The sequence below is a fragment of the Lentzea indica genome, assembly GCF_012184385.1.
In the GTDB taxonomy this organism is placed as follows: Bacteria; Actinomycetota; Actinomycetes; order Mycobacteriales; family Pseudonocardiaceae; genus Lentzea; species Lentzea indica.
Genome location: NZ_VSRL01000099.1, coordinates 1 through 22,967, shown reverse-complemented (window position 1 = coordinate 22,967; position 22,967 = coordinate 1). Strand labels below are relative to the sequence as shown.

The window sequence follows — 22,967 nt, the reverse complement described above, 5'->3', positions numbered from 1 at the left end:
ATTATCGACCCTTCGGGTGAGGGGAGATGTCGAGAACGATGAGCGAGTTCGAAGCAGAGCTGCGGAACAAGGTCACCGAGGCCGAACAGACGCTGAACGAGGCGCGCCAGGCCGGCCACGACTACGAGATCCACCTGCACGGTGCCCGCATCCGCGACCTGCTCGACCTCGCCGCGCAGCACGACATCGACGCCGGCGGCTGGGTCGACCTGGGACTGCTGGAGAACTCAGGGCTCGGGCACTGACCATGGGCGAATCGCGGGACAAGGTCGTCGCGGTGGTCGGCGGAATCGGCGCCACCACCGCGGTGCTGCGCCGGTACGCGGAGCTGATCGAGGACCAGGCGGGTCTGCCGACCCGCGTCATCGCTTCCGACTACGGACTGCACGGCCTGTCGCCGGACGTCGGCGCGGTGCTGCTCGTCCGCACCGCGCCCGATCGGGAGCCGAAGGTGCGCGGCGCCGCCACGGGCGTGCCGATCGTCACCGACCAGGACACCACCACGATCGCCCTGACCGCCGCACTGCTGACAGCGCTGACCCGCGCGGGCCGCACGCCGCAGGCGAGCCGGGTCGTCATCGCCGGTGCCCACGCCCTGCCGGCGCTGTGCCCGGTTCTGCTGACCGCAGGAATCGGTGACGTCACCGCGTGGAATCCCGCGGACGCGCTCGCGTTTCCGTTGCGCCGCATCGCCTCCGACGCCGACGCCGTGATCAACCTGGTCGGCGGAGGCGGCCGGTTCGCCTGGCCGCGGCACGCCGCGCCGTCGGTGATCGTGCCCGACACGGGACGCGATCCCCTGCTGGCCCTGCCCGGCCTGCTCCAGGTGCTCAGCCTGCACCCGCACACGAGGCTGACCCCTCAGCTGCAACACGCCTGCGCGATCGCACTCTCCGCCGCCACACCACCCGGCGAACAACTGCCCCGGCGCCCGGACCACGCCCTCACCCGGCTGATCGTCGACGCCGCGACGACGCACGTGCTGCACGACGAACTGCAGGCGCTGAAACAGGGTCTCGGCTGAGACCCGCGCTCACAGGCCGGTGATCATCAGGTCGTCGACGTCGAAACTCAGGTTGTTGCGCACCGAGATCACACCGGGCACCCCGCGCGCGATCCACTCGGCTCGCTCGGTCGCGCTGCGCAGGCTGAGGGCACCGTCGAGCGTGACCGCTCCGTCGCACACCAGGACGGCGACTCGACACACTGTGGCGGAGGCCGGGCACAGTTGCCGCTCGAGGTCGTCGCGGATCGCGTCGTCGCCACGCAGGAACAGCCGCAGCGCGTCGCGCCGGCTGAGCATGCCGACGAGCGTGCCCGCATCGTTCACCACGCACAGCACGCTCGCCTGCTCGCCCCTGAGCAGGCGCAGGGCGGAGCACAACGTCACGTCCGCGGTCACGGTGATGGCCGGTGTGCTCATCAGTTCGGCGGCCACCGTCGCGGACGACTTGTGCCACCGCGATCGCAGGCGCAGGCCTCCCAGGAGCGGCGGGCTCGCGGCACCGCAGTGGAACTCCAGCTTGGTCGCCAAGTCCGCCTCGGACACCACACCGACGGGGCGACCGCGCGAGTCCACCACCGGGATCACGCCCGCGTCGTAGGCGATCATGATGCCGACGAGCTCCTTGAACGACGTGTCCAGCGCCGCGGTGACCACCCGCCGGCACATCACGTCCGCTGTCTTCAGCTCACTCATGCCCGCCCTCCCACCGCCGTGTGCGAGGTGACCAGCGTTGCCAACTTGATAAGATTAGCAACTGCTGAATCCCGTTGAAACGCATCCCGAGTCGCAACAGCGGGGATCAACCAGGGAGGATCAGCACCATGACGACGATCGGCGGGAAGGGGCAACGATGAGCAGGCCCCTCTACCAGGTCAAGGCGGAGTTCTTCAAAACCCTCGGGCATCCGGCACGCATCCGCGTGCTCGAACTGCTCAGCGAGCGCGAGCACTCCGTCGCGGAGATGCTGCCCGAGGTGGGCATCGAAGCCGCCAACCTCTCCCAGCAACTGGCAGTGCTCCGGCGCGCCGGGCTCGTCACAACGCGTAAAGAAGGCTCCAACGTCCACTACTCGCTCACGACGCCGCACGTTGCCGAGCTGCTGGCGGTCGCAAGGCGCATCCTGACCGGAGTCATCACCGGCCAGATGGAACTGCTCGAAGACCTCCGCACCCCGGCCGCCACGGCGTCACGCGGCCGCAGCCGCAAGTCGGGGACCTGAGCGAGCGACGGATGTTCGGATCGGCTGCCGTTCGTACCAGCCAGGCCACCCTCAAGTAGCCGTACCAGGACTGCCGGAACCACGACACGATAAGACCATCAAGACCGCGATTTTCTTGGGGCGTCCTGGGAGGCGAGGTCGTGAAGGAGATCGTCCTGGCCCTGGTGCTCGGTCTGGCCGGAGCCGGGTTGAGCGCACCCGCGGACGCCGAGCCACGGCCGGACAGCGTGCGAGTGTGGAACGAGCTCGCGTTGGCCGCGGTGCGCGCCACCCGTGCCACTGACGCCGACGCCGCCCGCACCTACGCGATGCTCAACGTGGCCATCTACGACGCGGTCAACGGACTCGCCAGCCCGGCACGCACCCACGCGCTGATACCTGGCCCCGGCCCGAGCGGCGCCGATCCCCGCGCCGCGGCCGTCGCCGCGGCACACACCGTCCTCGTCCGGCTGGACCCCGACCGAGCCGACGGCTACGACACGCAACTGCGGGCCGACCTGGCCGGCCTGCGTCCCGGCCACCAGCGCGACGCCGGGGTGCGTTGGGGACGTGAAGTCGGCCACCGTGTGGTGGCCTCACGCGCCCACGACGGCTCGACTCCGGTGCAAAGTCAGCCCGCCGGCTCGGGCCCCGGTGTTTTCCGAGCCGAGTGGTCCGGCGTGCAGTACCGCGACGTTCGTCCGTTCGCCGTCAACAACCCCGCCGTGTACCTACCGGGTCCGCCACCCGCCTTGGACAGCCTGGACTACGCCGCCGCTTTCGCCGAGGTCGCGCTGCTCGGCGACGCCGGGACACCCGCCCCCGACAAGCTCGCCACCTTCCAGTTCTGGTCCGTGCCCGCCGGCACCGGCCAACCCGCCGGCGAGTGGGTGAAGATCGCACTGACGGTGTCTCACGACCTGCCGTTGCCCACCTCGGCGCGCCTCATGGCCCTGCTGACGATGGCGCTGGCCGACACCACGGTTCCCACCGTCGGCACCAAGTTCACCCACCGTCATTGGCGTCCCGCCACGGCGATCCGCGAGGCGGACACCGACGGAAACCCGTTGACGCAGCCGAACCCGGACTGGGCTCCGCGAGCCGGCAGCACAGGCGGAACACCGGAGTACCCGTCCGGACACAGCTCCTACAGCGGAGCGGCGGCCGCCGTGCTGGCCGGGTTCTTCTGCGCGGACAACATTCGCTTCATGCACACCACGGACACCGCACCGGGTGGCCAGGCGCGCACCTACCCGAGCTTCTCCGCGGCCGCCGCCGAGGCCGGGCGGTCGCGCGTGTTCGGTGGACAGCACTTCGAGTTCAGCAACCAGGCGGGTCTCGCCATCGGCCGCAACGTCGCCACCGAAGTGCTCGCCACCCGGCTGCTGAAGCGAACCGGGCCCACACACCACGGCAACTGTCCATTGTAGACGAGTTACTCGGCGATCCAGCCGAGCTTCACCGCGTGCTCGTGCATGCCGGCTTCGACCGCGGGCAACGTCAGGAACGAAACGGCGTACAGAACAACGATGAGCCCGATCGAAACGGCCCAAGCACGACGACTGGTACCGGGCCGACGGTCGGCCGGCCTCAGCATCCACGACGCGACGGCGAACGCCCCGAACATCAGCGGCACCCACCACGACTCCAGGCCGTCGCCGACCGCCACGTGCGACACCACAGCACCCGACCACAGGAAAAAGGCACCCGCATACGCCCATTCCTTGATCAGCCGAAGCCCTGGCGCGATGATCGCGACGGCCGCACCGGCCTGCGCCACGCCCAGGACGTAGGAGAAGAAGTGGGGGTATCCCAGGTGGTGCAACTGGACTTCCACCCATTCGATCGTCAGAAGGTTCCACACCGATCCAGCGGTCAACTCGAAGACGATGACGAACGTGGTGGCCCAAAAGGCGATGGGGCGGAACGTCTCGGTCGTTCGAGTCTGCATCGCAGCCTCCTCGTCAAATCGATCTGAAGGTTCTTTTTGCAGGGTTGTGAGTGATCGCAACCTGTTCACCGGCTGATCTGACGCGGCACCATCACCGTGAGGAGCTTGTCCGGGTTGCGGATGGCGTAGAAGTTGGCGATCTTGCTGTCCGCGATCTCGATCAGGAAGACGCCTTCGAGGTGATCGCCGCGATAGGCGACCAGCGCGGGCGTGTTGTTGCAGTTGACCGTCTCGATCCGCGCGTCCGGCATCCGCCGCCTGATGCGGAAGAGGTCGACGAGGAGCGCGGCCACCTTCTCCGCGCCCACCACCGGACGGCGTGCCGCGGTGGTCTTGCCGCCGCTGTCGGCGGTCCAGGTGGCGTCCTGCGCGAGCAGCGAGAGCAACCCGTCCACGTCGCCCGTGGTGGCCGCGGCCATGAACTGCTCGGTGATCCGCGCGGTAGTCGCGGGATCGGCGGGTTCGAAGCGTTTGCGCCGCGCCTGGACGTGCTCGCGGGCGCGGTGCGCCACCTGGCGCACTGTCGTCACGGATTTGCCCACCGCCGCGGCGATGTCGTGGTGGTTGAAGCCGAACACCTCGCGCAGCACGAACACCGCGCGCTCGTCGGGGGTGAGCGTTTCCAGCAGCACGAGCATCGCCATCGACACCGACTCGGCGAGCACCACGTCGGCCGACGCGTCGTGCTCGTGGAGCAGCAGCGGCTCGGGCAGCCATGGACCCACGTAGTTCTCGCGACGGCGCGCGCTCGCCCGCAGCGCGTTGAGCGCCTGCCTGGTCACCAGCCGCGCCAGATACGACTTGGTGTCCCGCACCGTCGCGAGGTCAACCTCCGCCCACCGCAGATAGCTGTCCTGCAGCACGTCATCGGACTCGGTCGCCGAGCCGAGGATCTCGTAGACGATCGTGAACAGCAGTGGCCGCAACAGGGTGAACCGCTCGGCGTACTCGTCGGTGATCATGGAGAAGTGGCCTCCCGCACGCTGACCTGGTCGGTGTGTTGTGCTCTGACATGCCTCCCAAGACACCGCAGACCCGCCGAACGTGACACCACGCGAAGTGACGCGGCACACATCGCCTTGAGGGCTTGGCCGAAATCGAGACGATCGGCGACTTGCGGTCAGCCACTCACGCCACTCAGTCCACAATGGATTCCAGCCGTGGTCCGCCACCCGGCGGGGTCATCTCCAGCCGACCGACGGGGTGTTCCGGACGCCCGGCAGATGGCTGCGGACGGGTGATCGCCGCGAGGCTGGTGGCATGGCACTCGTAGAACGCGCTGAGGTGAGACAGCAGCCGTCAGTTGCCAGGCTCGCCGGCGTCGACCTCGCCCGTGGCCTGGCGGTTTTCGGCATGTTCGCCGCGCACGTCGGTCCCGATCCCACGTCCGGCGGGATCATCGGCGGCCTGATGCAGTTCTCCCAGGGGCGCGCATCCGCGTTGTTCGCCACGCTGGCGGGCCTGTCGCTCGCGATCATGTCCGGTCGGCAGGAGCCCGCGACCGGACTGAAAGGGCGCCAGGCCCGCATCAGAATCGCGATCCGTGCCGTCATCCTGTTCGTGTTCGGAACGCTGCTGACGATGACCGGCACGAGCGTGGTCGTCATCCTGGCGTACTACGGCCTGTTCTTCTTGTTGGCGCTGCCGTTCACCCGTTTGCGGTCGGTACCGCTGGCGATCATCGCGGCGGTGACGGCGATCATCGGCCCGATTCTGTCCTTTGTGGTGCGTAACTGGCTGACGACCACCGGACTTGCCCGTGGGCTCATCGCGAACGACCCGATCAGGATGATCGGTGGCGAAAGCATGGTGCAGTTCCTGCTCACGGGTGGATACCCGGTGCTGACGTGGATGCCGTTCGTGTTCGCCGGCATGGCGTTGGGACGCCTCGACCTCACCGCCGTCACGACACGGATCCGTCTGGCGATCATCGGCCCGGCGCTGGCCGTGATCGGTTACGGCGGATCCTGGATCGCGTTGCAGATCTTCGGCGGTGCGGACCTGTCGCGTCGGTTCCCCGGTGGGATGAAGAAGTTCGGTGACATGCCCGAGGGCGGCAGCGGTGGAGTGCCTGGCATGTCCGCCTTGACCGAGAACGGTGAGCCGATGGGCGCGGTGCCCACCGACACGCCACTGCGGTTGCTGGGTTCGGATCCGCACAGCGGTACGTCGTTCGAGATCATCGGCTCGGTGGGTGTGGCCATCACGATCCTGGTGGGAGCGCTTGTCCTCGCGGAGAAACTGCCCCGGTTGTGGCGTCCGGTGACCGCCGTCGGGTCGATGTCGCTGACCGCGTACGTCCTGCACGTGATCGCCATCGACGCGACGGGCTTGACGTCGGGAGCACAACCGTTGTCCGTGCTGCTCGCGTTCATCGCGGGAGCGATCGTGTTCGCCCTGGTGTGGTCGAGGTTCTTCCGCCGCGGGCCGCTGGAGTTCCTGCTCAACAAGGCGACCACCACCCGCGTCGCTGTGCCCAAGACCTGACCACATCTGTTCCGCAGAAGGAGATTGCTCATGTTCAACCGGATGCTGAACGCCTTCGGCATCGGCGGTCCGTCCGTCGACACGGTCCTCGACTCGCCGCACGCCGTGCCAGGCCAGGCGATCACCGGCCAGGTCCGTGTCCAGGGCGGCAGCTCGGACGCCGAGATCGGTCAGGTCGTTCTCTCGCTCGTGACGCAGGCCGAGCACGAGTTCTTCCGTCTGGTCGTGCAGCAGGGTGTGCGGGTGCCCGCCGGCCAGCTGGTGACGATCCCGTTCCAGCTTCAGGTGCCCTGGGAGACCCCAATCACCGCGGTCGGCGGCGCACAGCTGCCGGGCATGAACGTGGGGGTGCGGACCGAGCTGATGATCGCGGGCGCGCCGGACCGGGGCGACCTCGACCCGATCCTGGTCAGCCCGCTGCCGTCGCAGAACCAGGTGCTGGACGCCTTCGGGCAGCTCGGCTTCACCTTCCGCCGCGCCGACGTCGAGGCCGGCCGCATCCCGGGTGCACCGCAGGAGACCGGCTTCTACCAGGAGCTCGAGTTCTTCCCGCCCGCCCAGTTCACGGGCAGGATCAGCGAGGTCGAGCTGACGTTCGTCGCTTCGCCGCACGAGCTGCACGTCGTGCTGCAGGCGGACAAGCGCAGCGGCCAGGGAATGTTCACCGCCTCCTCCGGCGGTGACGCGCTCGGCCAGATGCGGCTGTCCCACCAGGAAGCCCAGGTCACCGACTGGGTGTCGGCGATCAACGGCTGGCTCTCCCAGGTCGCACAGCGCGGCCAGGTGAACCCGGCCTTCAGCGGCGGGCACACCCCCGCGTTCCAGCACCCGGCCTTCAGCGGCGGTCAGGCCGGCTACAACCCCGCCTTCAGCCAGCACGGCCACGCCGACCGCCGCGGCTTCGGTCGCCACGGCCACGACCACGACGGCTACGCGCGCGGCCAACAGCGCGGACCCGGCATGGGCGGCCCTGGCACGGGCGGCATGCTCGCCGCCGGTGCGGCCGGTGTCGCCGGTGGCGTGGTCGGCGGCATGGTGCTCGGAGGTGTCGCCGAGGAGTTCTTCGGCGACGACGAGGGCTGACTCGAACCTCCGAACCGGCGCGGCAGGCGTGGCCACTCCCCCGCAACGCCTGCCGCGCCCCTCCCCTCATGAACCGCTGCGGCAGGCGTGGCCCCCTGCGCCTGCCGCACCACCCGCTCCACGCCGCATCCCGAACCAGCGCGGCAGGCGTCACCACTCCCCCCTCGGGACGCCTGCCGCGCACCCTGGTCCGTGGAGGCAGTCGATTTGTGGATTCCCGCCGTGACGTGGCGGGTCCGAGTCCTCCCGGCCGTGGTGCTGGCGTGCCTGCGCGCTCCGAGCACCCCGCTCATCCGTCGCGTTCACCGGTGAGCAGCTGAGTCGCGGCGAAGTCGGCGTACAGCGAATCGCTCGCGAGGAGCTCGTCGTGCGTGCCGGTCGCCCGCACGGTTCCGTTGTCCAGCACCACGATCCGGTCCGCCTGCGTGACCGTCGACAGCCGATGCGCCACCACGAGCACGAGCATGGTCTTCGCCGCCGTCGTGACCACGTCCCTGATCGCCATCTCGTTCGCGGCGTCCAGCTGCGACGTGATCTCGTCGAGCAGCAGGAGCCGAGGACGGCGGACCAGCGCCCGAGCGAGCGCGACCCGTTGCCGCTCACCACCGGACAGGAAGTTGCCGCGGTGTCCGACAGCGGTGTCCAACCCGTCCGGCAGGCGGTCGACGAGCGTGTCCAGCCGGGTCTGCGCCACCGCATCGCGGATCTCCTCCTCGGTGGCGTCCGGCCGGCCGTAAATGAGGTTGTCCCGCAACGTCCCGGAGAGCAGAGGCGCGTCCTGTTCGACGTATCCGATGCCCGCGCGCAGGCTCACCAGATCCCAGTCGGCCAGGTCGCGACCGTCCAGCAGGATCCGGCCGGAGTCCGGTTCGTGGAACCTCTCGACCAGCCCGAAGAGCGTGGACTTGCCCGCACCGGACGGGCCGACGAACGCGGTCATGCCCACCGCCGGGACGTCGACGCTGACGCCACGCAGAACCTCCGGCAGGTCCGGGCCGTACCGGAACCGCACGTCCTCGAAGACCAACCGGCCCTCGTGCCGCCCAACCGCATCCGCCAGGGCGCCACCGGAACCGGTCTGCTCGGCCGGCATCTCCTCGACCTCGGACAGACGCCGCACCGCGGCCAGCCCGATCTGCAGCCTGCTGCCCGCGTGCAGCAGCTGCCCGATCGGCTCGGTCAGGTAGAACAGGAACAACAGGAAAGCCACCAAAGTGGACAGTGAGATGGCACCGGTCGCGACCCGCGCACCACCGATGCCGAGCACGGCGAGGAAGGACGCCTGGATCGCGAGGGTGTTCGACCCGTGCACCAGCGACTCCCACCGCGCCGAGCGAACACCGGCACGCCACGCGTCCTCGGCACCGCGCTCGATCGCCGCGATCTCCCTGGCTTCCGCCCCTGCGGCCTTCACGGTGCGGAACGCGCCGAGCACGCGCTCCATCCGCGCACCCGTCTCACCGATAGCACTCTGGGCGGCGTGGGACGCCTTCTCGATCATCGGCAGACCGGCGCCGGCGAGCAGGCCGACCACCAGCAGCACGGCCAGGGTGACGCCCAGCAGGGCGAGGTCCATCACGCCCATCATCACGACCATCACGACGGTCGTCACCGAGCCGGTGACCAGTGCGACGAGCGCGTGAGTGCAGACCTCGCGCAGCAACGTCGTGTCGCTGGTGAACCGGGACAGCAGGTCTCCTGGCTCGGCACGTTGCACGGCGGGCACGCGCAGCGAGAGCAACCGTCTGGTCAGCCGATTCCTGGCCACCAGCACGACCGACTCCGCCGCGCGTTCGAGCACGTAGTCACCGACCATCGCGATCACGGCACCGGCCAGCGCGAGGCCGACCAGCAACGCGAGCAACCCGGTGATCGCCTCACCGGTGCCGAGCCGGTCCACGAGCGCCTTCGCCGCGAGCGGCTGGGCCGCGGCGGCGAGGCCGCCGAGCAGGACGAGCGACCCTCCGAAAAGGACACTGCGCCGCTGTGGCCTGACGTACCCCGCGAGCATTCGCCAGGCTGAGCGGTCGATCGGGGTGCGCACGGTGAAGCAACTCCGTTTTCTTGGTCTTTCGGCTGAAGAACGCGATCCGGGCAGACGGGGCTGCAACTCGGATCTGCTCTTCGATCTTCTGCCGTGCGGCACACGTCGCGACATCGGTGAGCCGGCTGGGCCGTCCAGCCGGGTGACCGGATCGTGCCCGCCAACCGGAGGGGCGCTCAGACACCTTGTCGGGTGTTCACCGGACACCGGCGGAGTCGTCGTTTCCCTACCTTGTGATCAGCCGCGGCACCGATACCTGCTCGGGTGTCCATGCGCGATTTCATCATCACCAAGGAGTGTGAATGGGCAAGTTCAAGGCTCGTTTGTTCGGTTCGGCCTTTTCCGCGGCGATGCTGGGTGCTGCGCTGGCCACGCTGACCGCCGCTCCTGCCAACGCGGCTGCCACCTGCACCAGCGCGGTGACGATTTACAGCGATGGCAGCCACACCGTGCACGCGGTCGTTCCCGGCGTCAGCGGCGGTGCTTCCTGGAACCCTGGCGAGTGCCACCTGTCCGAGGGCAGCTCCGGCGCCGGTGTCAAGGCCATGCAGCGCGGATTGAATTCCTGCTACGGCGCCGGTATCACCGCCGACGGACAGTTCGGGCCGAAGACGCGGGCCGCGCTGATCGCCGTGCAGAAGCGCATCGGAGTCAGTGCGGACGGGATCTTCGGGCCGAACACCCGCGGGGCCATGAACTGGATGGCCTTCAACGACAGCGGCCCGATGAACTGCCGGTACTTCAAGTACGCGTAGTGACCGAAACCAGCAGCGTCCGCCCCGTCATCGACGGGGCGGACGCTGCTGGTTTCGGTCAGGCGCCCCGCTTCGCCAGCGTGGACCGCAGGGCGTAGTACGCGGGCTTGCGCGTGAAGTCGTTCCACATCACCGTGGCCGCGCCCTGCCCTTGGAAGAAGACCGGCACCCACGAGTACTTGTCGACGAAACCCCAGATGGTGAACGACTTGCAGGTGCGGACCTTCAGGCAGGCGGAAAGCGTGCGCTGGTAGTAGTCGGCCTGCTGTTGCAGCTGGGCCGCCGTCGGCACGCCGTTCGCGGGCAGGGTCATCCGCACGTCGAGCTCGGTGATCGCGGTCTCCAGACGGAGATCGGCGAACCGCCGCAGGTTGCGCTCCAAGTCGTCGGGGAAGCCGTAGTCCAAGCTGAGGTGCGCTTGGGCGGAGAAGCCGTGCACGGGCACGCCCGCGGCGCGCAAGTCCTTGATCAGCGCGTAGTACGCGTCGCTCTTCGCGTTGACGCTTTCGACGTTGTAGTCGTTGAAGAACAGCTTCGCCTTGGGATCGGCCTGGTGCGCCCACCGGAACGCGTCCGCCACGATGCCGGGGCCGAGCTCGCGAATCCAGATGTTGTCCGTGGTCCGCAGGGCACCCGAGTCGGTGAAGATCTCGTTGGCCACGTCCCATTGCTGGATCCGGCCCGCGTACCGCCCGACCACGGTCGTGATGTGCTCACGCAGGATCTCGCGCAGTTCGGCCGCCGTGAACTTGCCCTGCTCCAGCCACTCCGGATTCTGGCTGTGCCACAACAAGGTGTGTCCGCGGACCACCTGCCGGTTCTGCTTGGCGAACCGGACGATGGCATCCGCCATGCCGAAGTTGTACCGGTTGCGCTCCGGGTGGATGTACTCCCACTTCATCTGGTTCTCCGGCGAGACGGAGCCGAACTCCGCGGCCAGCACCTGCCGGTACTTCCGGTCCGAGGTGAAGGGGTCCGGGTACGGCTGCTCCTCGTGATGACCGCCGCCGGCGACCGCGGTTCCGATGTGGAAACCCCTGGGCGCTGCCGAGCGCAAGGTCTGCTGGTGGCCGCCCGTCGCCGGCTCGGCCGAGGCCACCGGAGTCAACGGCACCAACAACGCCACGGCAGTGAACAACGCGATGACAGAACGAGCCGATCTCATCAAGACCTCGTTTCCATTGGCACCTGATCTCCTGGCGAGCTGCTGCACGCCACAGCTCGACCCGAGTCGAGCGACCCGAGTCGTCATCCGATGGCGATGGCGAAGATGTGCATCGCCGTCTCGCCCTTGTTCGCGCCGTTGCTGATGTCCGGCAAAGTCAGGTACCGCACCGTTTTGCCCGCCTGCAGCGGTATCGGGGCGTAGTACATGCTCACCTGCTGGTTCTGCCTGCCGGTGCTGGTGTTGATGTAGGGAACGGTGGTGACGACGTCGCCACCGACAGCCGCGTTGGCCCACCAGTCGGCGAAGGAGACGGTGTGGGATTGGGTGGTGCCGTCGGTGTAGGTCACCGTCGCGGTCCCCGAGGGGCTGCCGTAGTCACCGGTACCGATCAGACCGAGAGTCTTGCCGGAGCCGGAGATCTCGATGATCTGACCCCCGGCCGCTCCACCGGCCACCACGTTGTCCTTCGTGCCCGGTTGCGAACTCGGCCAGGTGAACGTCAGTCCGTTGTGGACGAACGTGGCTCCGGGGGTGAGGCTGGGCGTGCCGTTCGCCAGTGCCTGGGCGGAGAAGCTGGCGCCGCCGCCGTCGAGGTTGCCGGGGGCGGGGTTGGCGTCGTCGGTGATGCCCACGTTGTCGAAAGCCGCCGCCAGCGAAGGGTACGGGGGATGCGGCAGGATCAGGACGGTCGCGTCACTCGAGTTGCCACGGCCGTTGACGGAGGTGAACGTCGCCTGAGCCGTGACGGCGAACTTGCCGGGTTGCGTCGTGGCGGGCGCGGTCACCTGCCAGGTGGTGCGCACGGTTTCTCCTGGCGCGACGGTGGCGAACCTGGCCGGCGAGGTGGCTTGGACGGTCCATCCGCTCGGCGCGTCGAGCGTCATGGCGACGTCGTGCAGCGGCCGGGCGTTCGCAGGGTTGGGCAACGTGGTGGTGGCGGTGAAGGCCGTGCCCGGTGACACCCGCGTCGGTGCGCTGAGCGTGAACGGCTGCTTGACCACGACCGGCGTCGAGCCGGTGACGCCGTTGACGGTGGCGCTGATGGTCGCGACGCCGGGCGCCACCGTGGTGACCTTGCCGGTCCTGCTGACCGTGGCCACCTTCGGGTCACTGCTGCGGTAGGTGACGTGCGCCTTCGTCAGGTCGACGAACGACTCGTCGTTGTTGACGGCCTCGACGATCCTGTCCGCGATCACGTGCTCGCCGGGGCGCACGGTGGTGTCGGCGATCCACGGGTTCTTGCCGGTCAGGTCGATGCTCTGGCCCGGCGCGTACACCGTCTGGGTGGGCTGCACGGTGACGTACTGGACGTGCGGCTTGATCGTCCCCGTCACCGCCACCGGACGCGAGGTGACGACGTGCTCGGCGTCCGCGCCCACCCCGAACACGTACTGTCCGTTGTAGACGGTCTGCTTCTGCCGCTGCTGGTCCCAGAACGCCAGATCACTGATCCGCACCTGGATCGCGACGTGCTGCGTCTGGCCGGGTGCCAGCACGGCCGTCTTCTGGAATCCGACCAGCCGTTTGCGTGGCAGTTCCACGCCGGGCACGGTGAACGGTGTGGCCACGTACACCTGGGCCACGGTGGCGCCCGCCACCGAGCCGGTGTTGGTGACGTTGGCGTGCACGGTCACCCGGCCGTCCGCGGTGGCCGCCCTCGGAGTCGTCGCCACGTGCGAGTAGGCGAACGTGGTGTAACTGCCGCCGTAGCCGAACGGATACGTGGGGGTGCCGGTGAAGTACTGGTACGTGCGGCCGATACCGCCGGTCTGGGAGGGCGTGAGCCCGTAGTTCTTCACGTCCGGCAGCTGCGTGTCGTCCTTGTACCAGGTGAAGTTCAGGCGCCCGCTCGGGTTCTGCTTGCCCAGCAGCACGTCGGCCAGCGCGGTGCCCTGACTTTCCCCGTTGTAGCCGCTGAACACGATGGCCGGGAAGCGGCCCCGCACGTCGTCGACGGTCACCGGGCCGTTCGCCTGGATGGCCAGCGCCATCCGGTGGTTGCCGACCGCGCCGACCTGGTCGATCAACGAGCGGTAGGCGGGCGGCATGGCGATGGTGGTGCGGTCCTTGCCCTCGGTCGCCAGATTCGAGTCGGTGCCGACGAACACGATCACCAGGTCGGCGGAGGAGATCGCGGCCAGGGTCTGCGCCGAGCAGTTCGCCGGGGTCGTCGCCGTCGTGGACGTGCCGCAGGCGTCGAAGCTGACGGTGGCGCTGGGGTTCGCCGCCTTGACCGCCGATGTGATGCCCTGCACCGGACTCACCTTCACCGACGGGTCACCGGAGTAGCCGCCCAGGGTGACCACGCCTGCCAGATCGCCGACGATCACGACGTTGTTCAGCTTCGCCGGGTCGGCGGGCAGCAGCTTGGTGCTCGTGCCGGGCACCGCGTCGTTCTTCAGCAACACCAACGAGTTCGCCGCGATCTTCGCGGCCAGTGCGTGGTGCTCCTGGCTCTCGACCTTGTCCTTGGTGATCTTCGTGTACGGCACACTGCCCGGCGGGTCGAACTCGCCGGTCTGCATGCGCGCGGTGAACACGTGCACCAGCGCGTTGTCGATGACGCCCTCGCTGAGCACCCCGGCGTTGATCGCCTCTTGCACGTTGGCGACAGTGGCTTCGGCACCGGTGCAGTTGAGCTGAGTGCCGGCGCGCAACGCGTACGCCTGGCCGCCCGCTGCCCCGGAGACCTTCGCACCGGTCGTGGTGATCGTCCAGGTGACCGCGCCGTTGACGGTGGAGGTGGTCCAGCCTGGCGGTGCCCAGTTGTGGCTGCCCGGCGCGTACACGTCGCCGACGGCACCGCAGTCGGAGGTGGTGTAGCCGTTGAAGCCGTAGGTCCGCTGCGCCAGCGCGTTCGCCATGTAGGTGTCGGCGGGGGCCGGGGTGCCGTTGACCCTGTTGTACGCCGTCATCAGTCCGGAGACGCGCGCGTCCTCGATCAGGCTGCGGAACTGCGGCGTGTAGTAGTTGCGGATGTTCGCTTCGGTCGTGTCCGAGCTGTCCGCGTGCCGGTCGTTCTCCACGTTGTTGAGCGCGAAGTGTTTGGCGGTGGCCGCGACCTTCAGGTAACGCGACATGGGTCGCCCGCTGCGGGTCTGGCCCTGGTAACCGTTGACGAACGCTCCGGCCATCCGGCTGACCAGGTACGGGTCCTCGCCGAACGCCTCGTCGGTGCGGCCCCAGCGGGGGTCGCGGTCCATGTTCACGGTCGGGGCCCAGTAGGTCAGCGAGCCGTAGTTCGCCCTGTCCGGACCGATGTTGTTCTGCCCCACCCCCCACAGCGACTTGTCCAGCACGCCGCGGGCCTCGTCGGAGATCGCCGTCGTCTCCTGGTACATCAGATCGGGGTCCCACGACATGGAACTCGCGAAGTTGGTCGGGAAGCTGGTGGCGTGCACGCCACCGCCCACTCCGCCGTCGTTCGTGTTCGCGCCGAGCAGGTTGAGCCCGTGCTGGCCCTCACTCCAGTACGTGTACTGCTGCACGCCCAGCCGCGGGATGGCAGGTGCGCTGTTGGTGCGCAGCTGCAGCACCTTCTCGCTCAACGTCATCCGCGACACCAGGTCCGCGGCCCGCGCGGCGAAGGTGTACCGGGTGTCCAGGTAGACCGGTTGTCTGCCCTGGTCCTGCGCCTGCTCGACGCCGTGGGCGCCGAGCGCGGGCACCAACAGTGCCGTGACCAGCAGCGAAACCACGGCCACCCGCCCTTGCCGACGACCGATGAGGACTGGGGACATGAGTACCTCCGTCAGCGCAGGTGGCTCTCGTCGTTCCGACGTCATTGGGCTGAGACAGGTAGGGCGGGCCACAGAATTCGCCAGTTTTGGACGGTAATCTAGGTCCATCCGGCTTTCCCAGTTATTACTTAGCGTCAAAGTCGGCATAACTGCCCCTGCTACCGTGGCCTGATGTCGCCTCCGGTCCCCGCTGTCCGGCCGACGGCCGATTCGCCGGTCAACCTGCGCAGCCTGGGCCGGGTGCGAGTCCTGGAGGCGCTGGCCGAAGCGCGGCGGCTGTCCAGCCGGCTGTCGCGGCCCGATCTCATGCGCCGGACCGGGCTCGCCAGAGCGACCGTCGGCTCGGTGATCGCCGACCTGATCCGGGCCGGCATCGTGACCGACGAGGACGCGAACCGAGCGGACGGCCTGCGCACCGGCAGGCCGGCGCGCACCCTGTCGCTCAATCGGCACGCCGCCTATGCGCTGGGCGTGGACATCGGCCGTGATCACGTCCGGGTGGTGCTGTGCGACCTGTTCGGCGAGCCGGTGTGGGACCGCGACCTGCACCGGCTGGTGGACAACGACGCGGACGACGTGCTCACCGAGACCGCGGAGCTGATCGGGCAGGCCCAGCGTGCCACCGGCGTCCCCGCCGAGCGGATCCTGGGTGTCGGCGTGGGCATCGCGTGCCCGATCGACCGGCAGGGCACGTTGCTGGCCGAGGGCATCATGCCCGGCTGGGTCGGGGTGCGGCCCACCGACGAACTGCGGGAGCGGACCGGGTTCGCGGTGCGCCTGGTGAACGACGCGAACGCCGCCGTGCTCGCCGAACACCGCCACGGCGTCGCACAGCGATGCGACGACGTCATCTACATCAGGCTGTCCACCGGGATCGGCGCGGGCGTCATCTCGGACGGACGGCTGCTGCTCGGCGCGGGCGGGCTGGCAGGCGAACTCGGCCACGTCACCGTCGAGTCGTCCGGCGCGATCTGCCGGTGCGGCAACCGGGGGTGCCTGGAAACCGTCGCCAGCCCGGCCGCGATCGCGGAAGCTCCTGTCGACGGGCAGCGGCGGGCCCGCGTCGACCACCCAGCTGATCGACCTGGTGCGCGACGGCGACCGCGGCGCGATCCGTGCGATGGAGGACGCCGGTGACGCGGTGGGCCGCGCGCTGGCCCAGGCGGTCACGATCGTCAACCCGGAACTGGTCGTCATCGGTGGCGAGCTGGTCGCGGCCGGTGACGTCCTGGTGGCGCCCATTCGCCGGGCTGTCCAGCGCAACGCCATGAGCTGGCACACCAGTGAACTGCGCGTCGTGCCGGGTGCGCTCGGCGACAGCGCGGGCGTGCGGGGCGCGGCCGCGCTCGTGCTGGCGGACGCGCCCGAACGGCTGGCTGTCCTCGTCGCCGGTTGACCCGGAAAGTCCCGACAGCGAGCGGACCGCGTCCACGTCCGGATGCCCGAGCGCGTCGAGGATGGTCAGCCACGCGAGCGTCAAGCACTCCTCGTTGACACCTACCGACCGATAGTCGACAATCGACAAACGACAGGCATGGCTGATCGACGGCTGGAGGAATCGTGGTGTTCGCACACAAGCCGAAGTTCGTCTCGTTCGACATGAACGGGACGCTGATCCACTTCCGCATCAACGAGGTGATCCGCAGGGTCCTCGGTGACCGGCTTCCCGCCGAGATCGCCGACGAGTTCCTGCGGACGGGCAACCAGTTCCGGTTCGACGAGTGCATGGGCGACTGGAAGCCGTTCCACCAGGTCGTCGCCCGCTCGCTGGAACGGACCATGCGCTGGTTCGGCCTGGAGTACCACGAGGGCGACGGCGAGGCGGTGTACGAGGAGATTCCCACGTTCACCCCCTACCCCGGCGTGACCGCGGCACTGCGGCGTCTGGCCGAGGAGTACCCGCTGGTGATGATCACGAACACCGACGACGCCCACGCGCCGAGCCTGGTGGAGAACCTCCAGGCCCCGATCGAGGTCGTGATCACCTCCGAGCAGATCGGCGCCTACAAGCCGCGGCTCTACGCGTTCGAGTACGCGCTGGACAAGCTCGGCGTGACACCCGACGAGATCGTGCACGTCTCGGCGAGCCCGAAGTACGACCACCGCACGGCCACCAACCTGGGCATCAGGAACAAGGTGTACGTCGACCGCGGCTTCGAGCAGGACGAGCACTGGCTCGGCTACGAGCGGATCACCGACATCGCCGACCTGCCCGTCCTCTTCGGCTTGCCGCGCCCTTGACGAGGAAACGCGACACCCGGCGGTCGTGCACTGGGACCCGCCGGGTGTCGCGCTCTGTATAGTCGACAAACGACCGAGGGAGGCGGCCGGATGGATCGCAAGTTCACGTGGCTCGAGAACCGGACGACGACGCCGGACGGCGTTTACCGGGTGCTGCGTGCCGCCATTCTCGACGGGACCGTGCCTCCCGGTGAGCAGCTGCGTGAGGCGCACATCGCCGCGGACCTGGGGATCAGCCGGTCCCCGCTGCGCGAGGCGCTCACCAAGCTGGAGGAGGAAGGGCTGATCGTCAAGATCCCCTTCCGCGGCGCGTTCGTCGCCGAGGTGAGTGCTCAGGACGTCGCCGAGATCGCCGAGATCCGCCTGCTGGTCGAGCCGTTCGCCGCCGAGCTCTCGGCCGAAGCGCTGCGCGGACCCGAGCGGTCGAGGTTGATGCAGACCGTCGAGGACCTCCACCGGGCGATGGAGAAGAACGACATCCCGGCGAGCATCGACGCACACCTCGGCTTCCACCGGCTCTTCTACGACCTCTCCGGCCACGGCGCTCTGCGGAACCTGTGGGACGGCTGGGAGACCAAGCTCCGGCTCTACCTCAGCCTCGATCACCGCACCTACAGCGAGCCGCACGATCTGGCCGTGGAGCACGAGAGGCTGGCCGCGGTCGCCCTGGAGGGCGACACCGACGCGTTCCGCCGGGAACTGGCGGTCCATTTCCAGTCCGCGTTGCGGGGCCAGTCAGAAGGCGGTGTATCCGCCGTCGACGGGTAGCACCGCGCCGGTGATGTACGACGACTCTGCCGACGCCATGAAGAGGATCGCGTCGGCGACCTCGTCCGAGGTGGCGAGGCGCTGGAGCGGGATCTGACTCTCGCGCTCGCGGCGGTAGGCCTCAGGATCGGCACTGCGCTGGATCGACGCTTCGATGACCGGTGTGGCGGTCAGGCCGGGAGCGACGACGTTCACGCGGATGTTGCGCGGTGCCCATTCGATCGCCGCGCCCTTGGCGAGCATGATCAGACCTCCCTTCGCGGCGGAGTACAGGACTTCTCCGGGCTTGCCGACCATGCCGAGTCGTGAGCTGACGCAGACGAACGAGCCTCCGCCGGCGGGCATCAGCGGCGCGAAGTGCTTCATCACCAGGAACGCGCTGAGCAGGTTGCTCTCCAGCACGTTCTTCGCGTCCTCGTAGGTCATCTCGGTGAGCGGGCTGCTGGCCTGCAGACCGTGGTTGAGGACGACGACGTCGACGGTGCCGAGGGACTCGGCCGCCTGCCGGGCCAGGTCCGCGACGAACGTCTCGTCGTTGAGATTCCCTGGCACGTAAAGGTCTTCGGGCTCGGCGGTGCTCAGTCGCTCCCGGCGGCCGGTGAGCAGCAGCCGCGCGCCTTCGCGGCGGAAGCGGGAACACACCGCCTCCCCGATTCCGCTGCCGGCACCGGTTACCAGGGCCGTGACGTTCGCAAGTCTCATGTGGAGCAACTCCTGTCGTCAGCTGAGGAATCCGCGGACGTCGACCGGCCACCGCTGCAGCGACGTGCCCGTGCTGTCGGTGACGATCAGTTCCTCGAAGTTGAGGACGACCGGGCAGACGTGGTTGGGCACCACCGGTATCACGGTGCCGACGCTGGGGCGGAAGTCGCCGGCGGGCAGCGCGAGGAACCCGTGGTACTCGTTGAGCTTGGCCAGGACGGCCTTCGTGCCGGCGACGCCGCCGTAGCCGCGTTCGAGGCTGCCCTCCCGGCTGAGGGCTTTGGTGCCCACATCGAGGATGACCTGGTCGGGAACCCACTCGCTGACCACCGTGGCAGCGACGAACAGCGCGATCTGGTCGTCCGTGCAGGCGCCGAGCCGGCTGTTGTTGAGGTCGCCGAAGACGTACTCGCCGGGGCGGATCTCGGTGATCACGCTGCTGGTGGCGAACTCGACGGTGGGCGTGGAGCCGCCGCTGACCACCTCCGCGGTGACCCCGACGCTGTCGAGGCTGCGCACCGCGGTGGTCAGCGCGGCCTCCTGGTCCTGCGCGGCGCGCAGGCGAGCATCCGGACCGGAGCTGCCGTGACCCGGATAGGTGAAGACGCCCACCGGCACCAGGCCACGCCGGCGGGCGGCGAGCGCGAGATCGCCCGCGACCTCGGACGGCGCCCCGGAACGACGGGCACCGCAGTCGACCTCGATCACGACCTGCAGCCGCTCCGGTTCCCCTGCCATCGCGTCGGCGAGGGCCTCGATCGCCGCGACGTTGTCGACGCCGACCGCAGCCGGACGGACTCGGCGAGCCGGCGGATCCGCGCGCCCTTCGTTCCCGCGGGCCAGATCGGGTAGGCGAGGAAGATGTCGTCGAAGCCGGCCGCGGCGAAGACTTCGGCCTCACCGACGTTGCCAGCGGTGATCCCGACCGCCCCTGCCGCGACCTGACGCCGTCCGATCTCCACGCACTTGTGCGTCTTGACGTGCGGCCTGACGTCGAGGTTGCGCTGATCGGCGAAGCCCTGCATGCGGTCGATGTTGTCCTGCATGACATCGGCCAGCACGATGGGTGCGGGGGTGTCGATCCGCTCGATCAGAGCGTCGAGTACTCGCTGGAGCCGGTTCACGCCGACACCGCGGTGCAGATCATCTGGATCTCGACCGGGCTGTTGCGCGGCAGTCCCGCGACGCCGATCGCCGTGCGTGCGTGCCGCCCGTTCTCACCGAGCACCTCGATGAGGAGATCGCTGGCCGCGTCGGCGACCCGCGACTGCTCCCCCAGGTCGGGTGTGCTGGCCACGAAGACCAGCATCTGCACGACCCTCACCCGGTCCAGATCTCCCACCGCGTGCGCGGCGACGGCGAGCACGTTGAGCGCGGTCTGGCGCGCGAGGTCCCGCGCCGTCTGCACGTCGACGTCCCGGCCGACGATGCCCTGGCCCTGCAGCTCGCCGTCCCGGTACGGCAGCTGGCCAGAGATGTGAATGCTGGAGTCCACCGTCCGGTGGTTCACGAAGTGCGGATTCGCACCAAAACCGAGGGCGGGAAGCTCCAGGCCGAGGGCCTGGAGCCGATCCCGAGCCGAACCGGTGCCGATCATCTGCTCGGACCTCCTTGCCGTGCGGTTTGTCGATTGTCGACCATAATCGCCATGACAGTTGCCGTCAACGTCTCACCAGGAACTTCAGGTTCACAGCACCCGCTCCAGAAACTCCTGGGTGCGCTGTTCGCGTGGGTTGGCCAGTACCTCGCGCGCGTCACCGCGTTCCACCGCGACTCCGCCGTCCATGAACAGCACTTCGTCGGCGACGTCGCGGGCGAACCCCATCTCGTGCGTGACGAGGAGCATGGTCATGCCGTTGTGGGCGAGGTCGCGCATGACCGCGAGCACCTCCCCCACCAGTTCCGGATCCAGCGCGCTGGTGGGTTCGTCGAACAGCATGATGCTGGGATCCATCGCGAGTGCGCGGGCGATGGCGACCCGTTGCTGCTGGCCGCCGGACAGCTGGGCGGGGTACTTGTGGCCGCACTCGGCGAGCCCGACCTGGGCCAGCAGTTCTCGCGCCCGATCACGGGCGAGTGTGCGGGCCACCTTCTTGACCAGCACCGGCCCGGACATCACGTTGGCCTCGGCCGTCATGTTGGGGAACAGGTTGAACTGCTGGAACACCATGCCTGCGCCAGACCGGAGATCGGGGTCTGGTGCGACATGCGCATGATCGCGAGCAGCAACCCGAGCAGCGCGCCCAGCACCATGCTGACCACGGTCAGGATCAGGGTGAGGACCAGACCGTCCAGAATGGACTGGGTGGTGAAGTACTCGAACACCACCGGCCACTGGTAGTTCTCGTTCGTCACCGTCGTGTAGACCAGGCCGGCGACGATCACGAGTGCTACGGCCCAGCAGGCGTAGTCACGCGGACGTTTCGGCGTGATCCGCTTCTTGTGTTCTGGCAGCAGCTCGGGCAACGGCCGGCTCCCGGCCAGCGAGCTGATCGTGGTCGTCGGCATCACTGCCCCAGCGGGACGGCCATCGCCGCAGACTCGATGCCGAGGCCCTGGAAGCCCCAGCGGTCGAGCGCTTCGGCGTACTTGGGACTGTCGATGATGGACTGGACGGCCACCTTGATCGCCGGGGTCAGTGGTGAGCCCTTGGGCAGCGCGACGTTCACCTTCGCGGTGATCACCCTCTCCTGAAGGACTTCCATCACGTTGGGCTGCCGTTTGGCCGCCCACGCGAGCGAGGTGAAGTCGTACATCACCGCGTCGAGGCGCTTGGAGGCGAGCTGGGTCAGCGCGTCGTTGACGCTGGGCAGCGTCACTCCGGCGATGGCCGGCTTCCCCTGGCTCGTGCAGTCCTTTTCGGACAGCTGGGGCAGCCACTTGAGTTCCGCTGTGGTGCCGGACTGCACACCGACACGGCGCCCGCACAAATCGTGGACGCTCAACTTCTGCGGATTCCCGCGGGGGACGGCGACACCGGTGCCGTTCTGGAAGTAGTTGATCATGTCGAGCACCTTGAGCCGTTCCGCCGTGGCGCCCATGGTGGTCGCGGTGAAGTCGAACCGGCCGCCCTGCAGGCCGGGGATGATGGTGTCGAACTTGACGTTGTCGACCTGCAGCTTCACCCCGAGCTTGGCCGCGATCAGCCGCGCCATGTCCGGGTTGAACCCGATCGGGGTCTTGTTGTCCTTCGCCAGGAACGTCGTGGGCGGGCTGGACAGGTCCATCGCCACCGAGATCTTGCCCTTGGCCTTCACCGCCTCCGGCAGCAGCTTCACCGCCGCCGGGTCCGGCTGCACGCCGGCCGAGATGTCGTCGGTGTGTTCGACCGACTGACCAGGCGCGCTGCTCTGCGGGGTGTCGGCCTTGGACCCGCACCCGGCAAGGGCGAGCGCCAGGGCGGTGACGGTGATCGTGGCACGTAAAGGTGTTTTGACTCGCATGGTGGCCATTCCTTCGTCAATCCGGGAAATTGCACAAGTGGGCAGACTTTTTCGCGGAACGCTTACTTGACGAGATCTTTGAACTTGTAATAGGCGCCCGCGAAAGGCAGGAACCAGGGCGGGCCGAAGTGTCCGGGGATCCGCTGGAAGGGCAGGTCACGCCACGGGTTGGCGTCCGTCGTCCCGTTCAGTTGCTCGGCCATCTGCTTACCCATGTGCGTGGCCATCTGGACGCCGTGGCCGGAGTAGCCGAGCGAGTAGAACAGCCCGTCGTGCTCGCCGGCGTGCACCATCCGGTCCATGCTCATGTCGACCAGGCCGCCCCAGCAGTAGTCGACGTGCGTGCCGGCGAGCTGCGGGAAGACCTCGACCATCGCCTTC

At 68.5% G+C, this 22,967-nt stretch carries 24 protein-coding genes and 1 pseudogene; 11 read left to right on the top strand and 14 right to left on the bottom strand.

Annotated elements, in window-relative coordinates:
* The first annotated feature begins 38 nt into the window (after positions 1-38).
* Both FXN61_RS25480 and FXN61_RS25475 read left to right on the top strand, forming a co-directional pair.
* The gene (locus FXN61_RS25480) at positions 39-245 is read left to right on the top strand and encodes a hypothetical protein (RefSeq protein ID WP_167976561.1); all 207 of its coding nucleotides are present in this window, start codon (positions 39-41) and stop codon (positions 243-245) included.
* A gap of 2 nt (positions 246-247) precedes the next feature.
* Complete coding sequence (locus tag FXN61_RS25475; protein ID WP_167976560.1) at positions 248-1,024, top strand: hypothetical protein; 777 nt, start codon at positions 248-250, stop codon at positions 1,022-1,024.
* Positions 1,025-1,033: 9 nt separating this feature from the next.
* On the opposite strand, the gene FXN61_RS25470 is transcribed toward FXN61_RS25475, so the two are convergent.
* Positions 1,034-1,699: a CBS domain-containing protein gene (locus FXN61_RS25470; protein WP_167976559.1), complete on the bottom strand. Its 666-nt coding sequence runs from the start codon at positions 1,697-1,699 to the stop codon at positions 1,034-1,036.
* A gap of 157 nt (positions 1,700-1,856) precedes the next feature.
* Here FXN61_RS25470 and FXN61_RS25465 point away from each other — a divergent pair, with 157 nt between their 5' ends.
* Together FXN61_RS25465 and FXN61_RS55635 are read left to right on the top strand one after the other, a co-directional pair.
* Positions 1,857-2,225 carry an ArsR/SmtB family transcription factor gene (locus tag FXN61_RS25465; RefSeq protein ID WP_167976558.1) on the top strand — a complete coding sequence of 123 codons (369 nt, stop codon included), beginning with the start codon at positions 1,857-1,859 and terminating at the stop codon, positions 2,223-2,225.
* 140 nt (positions 2,226-2,365) lie between these two features.
* Positions 2,366-3,634 (top strand): vanadium-dependent haloperoxidase, encoded by a 1,269-nt coding sequence (locus FXN61_RS55635; RefSeq protein ID WP_223165586.1) that lies wholly within the window; start codon positions 2,366-2,368, stop codon positions 3,632-3,634.
* Positions 3,635-3,639: 5 nt separating this feature from the next.
* Here FXN61_RS55635 and FXN61_RS25455 read toward each other — a convergent pair whose 3' ends face one another.
* Both FXN61_RS25455 and sigJ read right to left on the bottom strand, forming a co-directional pair.
* A complete protein-coding gene (locus FXN61_RS25455) occupies positions 3,640-4,155 on the bottom strand; it encodes a DoxX family protein (RefSeq protein ID WP_167976557.1) in 516 nt (171 codons plus the stop codon).
* Between the two features lie 65 nt (positions 4,156-4,220).
* Entirely contained in the window at positions 4,221-5,117 is an 897-nt protein-coding gene (gene sigJ / locus FXN61_RS25450) for an RNA polymerase sigma factor SigJ (protein ID WP_167976556.1), read from the bottom strand.
* Positions 5,118-5,415: 298 nt separating this feature from the next.
* Between sigJ and FXN61_RS25445 the strand changes: the two genes are divergently transcribed.
* Positions 5,416-6,642, top strand: a complete 1,227-nt coding sequence (locus FXN61_RS25445; RefSeq protein WP_167976555.1) for a DUF418 domain-containing protein — start codon at positions 5,416-5,418, stop codon at positions 6,640-6,642.
* A 30-nt stretch (positions 6,643-6,672) separates the two neighbouring features.
* Entirely contained in the window at positions 6,673-7,725 is a 1,053-nt protein-coding gene (locus FXN61_RS25440) for a sporulation protein (protein ID WP_167976554.1), read from the top strand.
* A 289-nt stretch (positions 7,726-8,014) separates the two neighbouring features.
* Here FXN61_RS25440 and FXN61_RS25435 read toward each other — a convergent pair whose 3' ends face one another.
* Positions 8,015-9,769, bottom strand: coding sequence for an ABC transporter ATP-binding protein (locus tag FXN61_RS25435; RefSeq protein ID WP_312877982.1), 1,755 nt, complete (start codon positions 9,767-9,769; stop codon positions 8,015-8,017).
* 302 nt (positions 9,770-10,071) lie between these two features.
* Between FXN61_RS25435 and FXN61_RS25430 the strand changes: the two genes are divergently transcribed.
* A complete protein-coding gene (locus tag FXN61_RS25430; protein ID WP_167976553.1) occupies positions 10,072-10,524 on the top strand; it encodes a peptidoglycan-binding domain-containing protein in 453 nt (150 codons plus the stop codon).
* A gap of 58 nt (positions 10,525-10,582) precedes the next feature.
* Here the strand turns inward: FXN61_RS25430 and FXN61_RS25425 are convergent, their stop codons facing one another.
* Together FXN61_RS25425 and FXN61_RS25420 are read right to left on the bottom strand one after the other, a co-directional pair.
* Complete coding sequence (locus tag FXN61_RS25425; RefSeq protein ID WP_167976552.1) at positions 10,583-11,689, bottom strand: endo-1,4-beta-xylanase; 1,107 nt, start codon at positions 11,687-11,689, stop codon at positions 10,583-10,585.
* Positions 11,690-11,772: 83 nt separating this feature from the next.
* Positions 11,773-15,432: a glycoside hydrolase family 3 C-terminal domain-containing protein gene (locus FXN61_RS25420; protein ID WP_167976551.1), complete on the bottom strand. Its 3,660-nt coding sequence runs from the start codon at positions 15,430-15,432 to the stop codon at positions 11,773-11,775.
* A gap of 171 nt (positions 15,433-15,603) precedes the next feature.
* Here FXN61_RS25420 and FXN61_RS25415 point away from each other — a divergent pair, with 171 nt between their 5' ends.
* The 4 genes from FXN61_RS25415 to FXN61_RS25400 all read left to right on the top strand — a co-directional run bounded on the left by FXN61_RS25415 (position 15,604) and on the right by FXN61_RS25400 (position 18,441).
* Positions 15,604-16,569, top strand: coding sequence for an ROK family protein (locus tag FXN61_RS25415; RefSeq protein WP_167976550.1), 966 nt, complete (start codon positions 15,604-15,606; stop codon positions 16,567-16,569).
* Entirely contained in the window at positions 16,520-16,828 is a 309-nt protein-coding gene (locus FXN61_RS54550; RefSeq protein ID WP_167976549.1) for an ROK family protein, read from the top strand. Before FXN61_RS25415 ends, FXN61_RS54550 begins: the two co-directional genes overlap by 50 nt.
* A 164-nt stretch (positions 16,829-16,992) precedes the next feature.
* A complete protein-coding gene (locus tag FXN61_RS25405) occupies positions 16,993-17,673 on the top strand; it encodes a haloacid dehalogenase type II (RefSeq protein ID WP_167976548.1) in 681 nt (226 codons plus the stop codon).
* A 90-nt stretch (positions 17,674-17,763) separates the two neighbouring features.
* Positions 17,764-18,441, top strand: a complete 678-nt coding sequence (locus tag FXN61_RS25400) for a GntR family transcriptional regulator (RefSeq protein WP_167976547.1) — start codon at positions 17,764-17,766, stop codon at positions 18,439-18,441.
* Here the strand turns inward: FXN61_RS25400 and FXN61_RS25395 are convergent.
* From FXN61_RS25395 to FXN61_RS25365, 8 genes and pseudogenes are all read right to left on the bottom strand, one after another.
* Positions 18,409-19,143, bottom strand: coding sequence for an SDR family NAD(P)-dependent oxidoreductase (locus FXN61_RS25395; protein ID WP_167976546.1), 735 nt, complete (start codon positions 19,141-19,143; stop codon positions 18,409-18,411). The two genes, FXN61_RS25400 and FXN61_RS25395, sit on opposite strands and share 33 nt — an antisense overlap.
* 18 nt (positions 19,144-19,161) lie before the next feature.
* Positions 19,162-19,881 (bottom strand): alanine racemase, encoded by a 720-nt coding sequence (locus FXN61_RS25390; protein ID WP_246292001.1) that lies wholly within the window; start codon positions 19,879-19,881, stop codon positions 19,162-19,164.
* Positions 19,848-20,267, bottom strand: a complete 420-nt coding sequence (locus tag FXN61_RS52660) for a type III PLP-dependent enzyme domain-containing protein (RefSeq protein WP_246292000.1) — start codon at positions 20,265-20,267, stop codon at positions 19,848-19,850. Before FXN61_RS52660 ends, FXN61_RS25390 begins: the two co-directional genes overlap by 34 nt.
* Positions 20,264-20,740 (bottom strand): RidA family protein, encoded by a 477-nt coding sequence (locus tag FXN61_RS25385; protein WP_167976545.1) that lies wholly within the window; start codon positions 20,738-20,740, stop codon positions 20,264-20,266. Before FXN61_RS25385 ends, FXN61_RS52660 begins: the two co-directional genes overlap by 4 nt.
* A gap of 90 nt (positions 20,741-20,830) precedes the next feature.
* Positions 20,831-21,328 (bottom strand): annotated as a pseudogene (locus FXN61_RS25380) (amino acid ABC transporter ATP-binding protein); the annotation flags it as partial.
* Positions 21,277-21,651 carry an ABC transporter permease family protein gene (locus tag FXN61_RS25375; RefSeq protein ID WP_223165584.1) on the bottom strand — a complete coding sequence of 125 codons (375 nt, stop codon included), beginning with the start codon at positions 21,649-21,651 and terminating at the stop codon, positions 21,277-21,279. The pseudogene FXN61_RS25380 and the gene FXN61_RS25375, both read right to left, overlap by 52 nt.
* Positions 21,651-22,586 (bottom strand): ABC transporter substrate-binding protein, encoded by a 936-nt coding sequence (locus tag FXN61_RS25370; protein WP_167976544.1) that lies wholly within the window; start codon positions 22,584-22,586, stop codon positions 21,651-21,653. Before FXN61_RS25370 ends, FXN61_RS25375 begins: the two co-directional genes overlap by 1 nt.
* Positions 22,587-22,648: 62 nt before the next feature.
* On the bottom strand, positions 22,649-22,967 hold a 319-nt coding region (locus FXN61_RS25365; protein WP_167976543.1), incomplete at its 5' end, for an NAD(P)/FAD-dependent oxidoreductase.

Coding starts and splice junctions, on each gene's coding strand:
- FXN61_RS25480 (WP_167976561.1), top strand. CDS start 39: ATGAGCGAGTTCGAAGCAGAGCTGCGGAACAAGGTCACCGAGGCCGAA.
- FXN61_RS25475 (WP_167976560.1), top strand. CDS start 248: ATGGGCGAATCGCGGGACAAGGTCGTCGCGGTGGTCGGCGGAATCGGC.
- FXN61_RS25470 (WP_167976559.1), bottom strand. CDS start 1,699: ATGAGTGAGCTGAAGACAGCGGACGTGATGTGCCGGCGGGTGGTCACC.
- FXN61_RS25465 (WP_167976558.1), top strand. CDS start 1,857: ATGAGCAGGCCCCTCTACCAGGTCAAGGCGGAGTTCTTCAAAACCCTC.
- FXN61_RS25455 (WP_167976557.1), bottom strand. CDS start 4,155: ATGCAGACTCGAACGACCGAGACGTTCCGCCCCATCGCCTTTTGGGCC.
- sigJ (WP_167976556.1), bottom strand. CDS start 5,117: ATGATCACCGACGAGTACGCCGAGCGGTTCACCCTGTTGCGGCCACTG.
- FXN61_RS25445 (WP_167976555.1), top strand. CDS start 5,416: ATGGCACTCGTAGAACGCGCTGAGGTGAGACAGCAGCCGTCAGTTGCC.
- FXN61_RS25440 (WP_167976554.1), top strand. CDS start 6,673: ATGTTCAACCGGATGCTGAACGCCTTCGGCATCGGCGGTCCGTCCGTC.
- FXN61_RS25430 (WP_167976553.1), top strand. CDS start 10,072: ATGGGCAAGTTCAAGGCTCGTTTGTTCGGTTCGGCCTTTTCCGCGGCG.
- FXN61_RS25425 (WP_167976552.1), bottom strand. CDS start 11,689: ATGAGATCGGCTCGTTCTGTCATCGCGTTGTTCACTGCCGTGGCGTTG.
- FXN61_RS25420 (WP_167976551.1), bottom strand. CDS start 15,432: ATGTCCCCAGTCCTCATCGGTCGTCGGCAAGGGCGGGTGGCCGTGGTT.
- FXN61_RS25415 (WP_167976550.1), top strand. CDS start 15,604: ATGTCGCCTCCGGTCCCCGCTGTCCGGCCGACGGCCGATTCGCCGGTC.
- FXN61_RS25400 (WP_167976547.1), top strand. CDS start 17,764: ATGGATCGCAAGTTCACGTGGCTCGAGAACCGGACGACGACGCCGGAC.
- FXN61_RS25395 (WP_167976546.1), bottom strand. CDS start 19,143: ATGAGACTTGCGAACGTCACGGCCCTGGTAACCGGTGCCGGCAGCGGA.
- FXN61_RS25390 (WP_246292001.1), bottom strand. CDS start 19,881: ATGGCAGGGGAACCGGAGCGGCTGCAGGTCGTGATCGAGGTCGACTGC.
- FXN61_RS25385 (WP_167976545.1), bottom strand. CDS start 20,740: ATGATCGGCACCGGTTCGGCTCGGGATCGGCTCCAGGCCCTCGGCCTG.
- FXN61_RS25375 (WP_223165584.1), bottom strand. CDS start 21,651: ATGCCGACGACCACGATCAGCTCGCTGGCCGGGAGCCGGCCGTTGCCC.
- FXN61_RS25370 (WP_167976544.1), bottom strand. CDS start 22,586: ATGCGAGTCAAAACACCTTTACGTGCCACGATCACCGTCACCGCCCTG.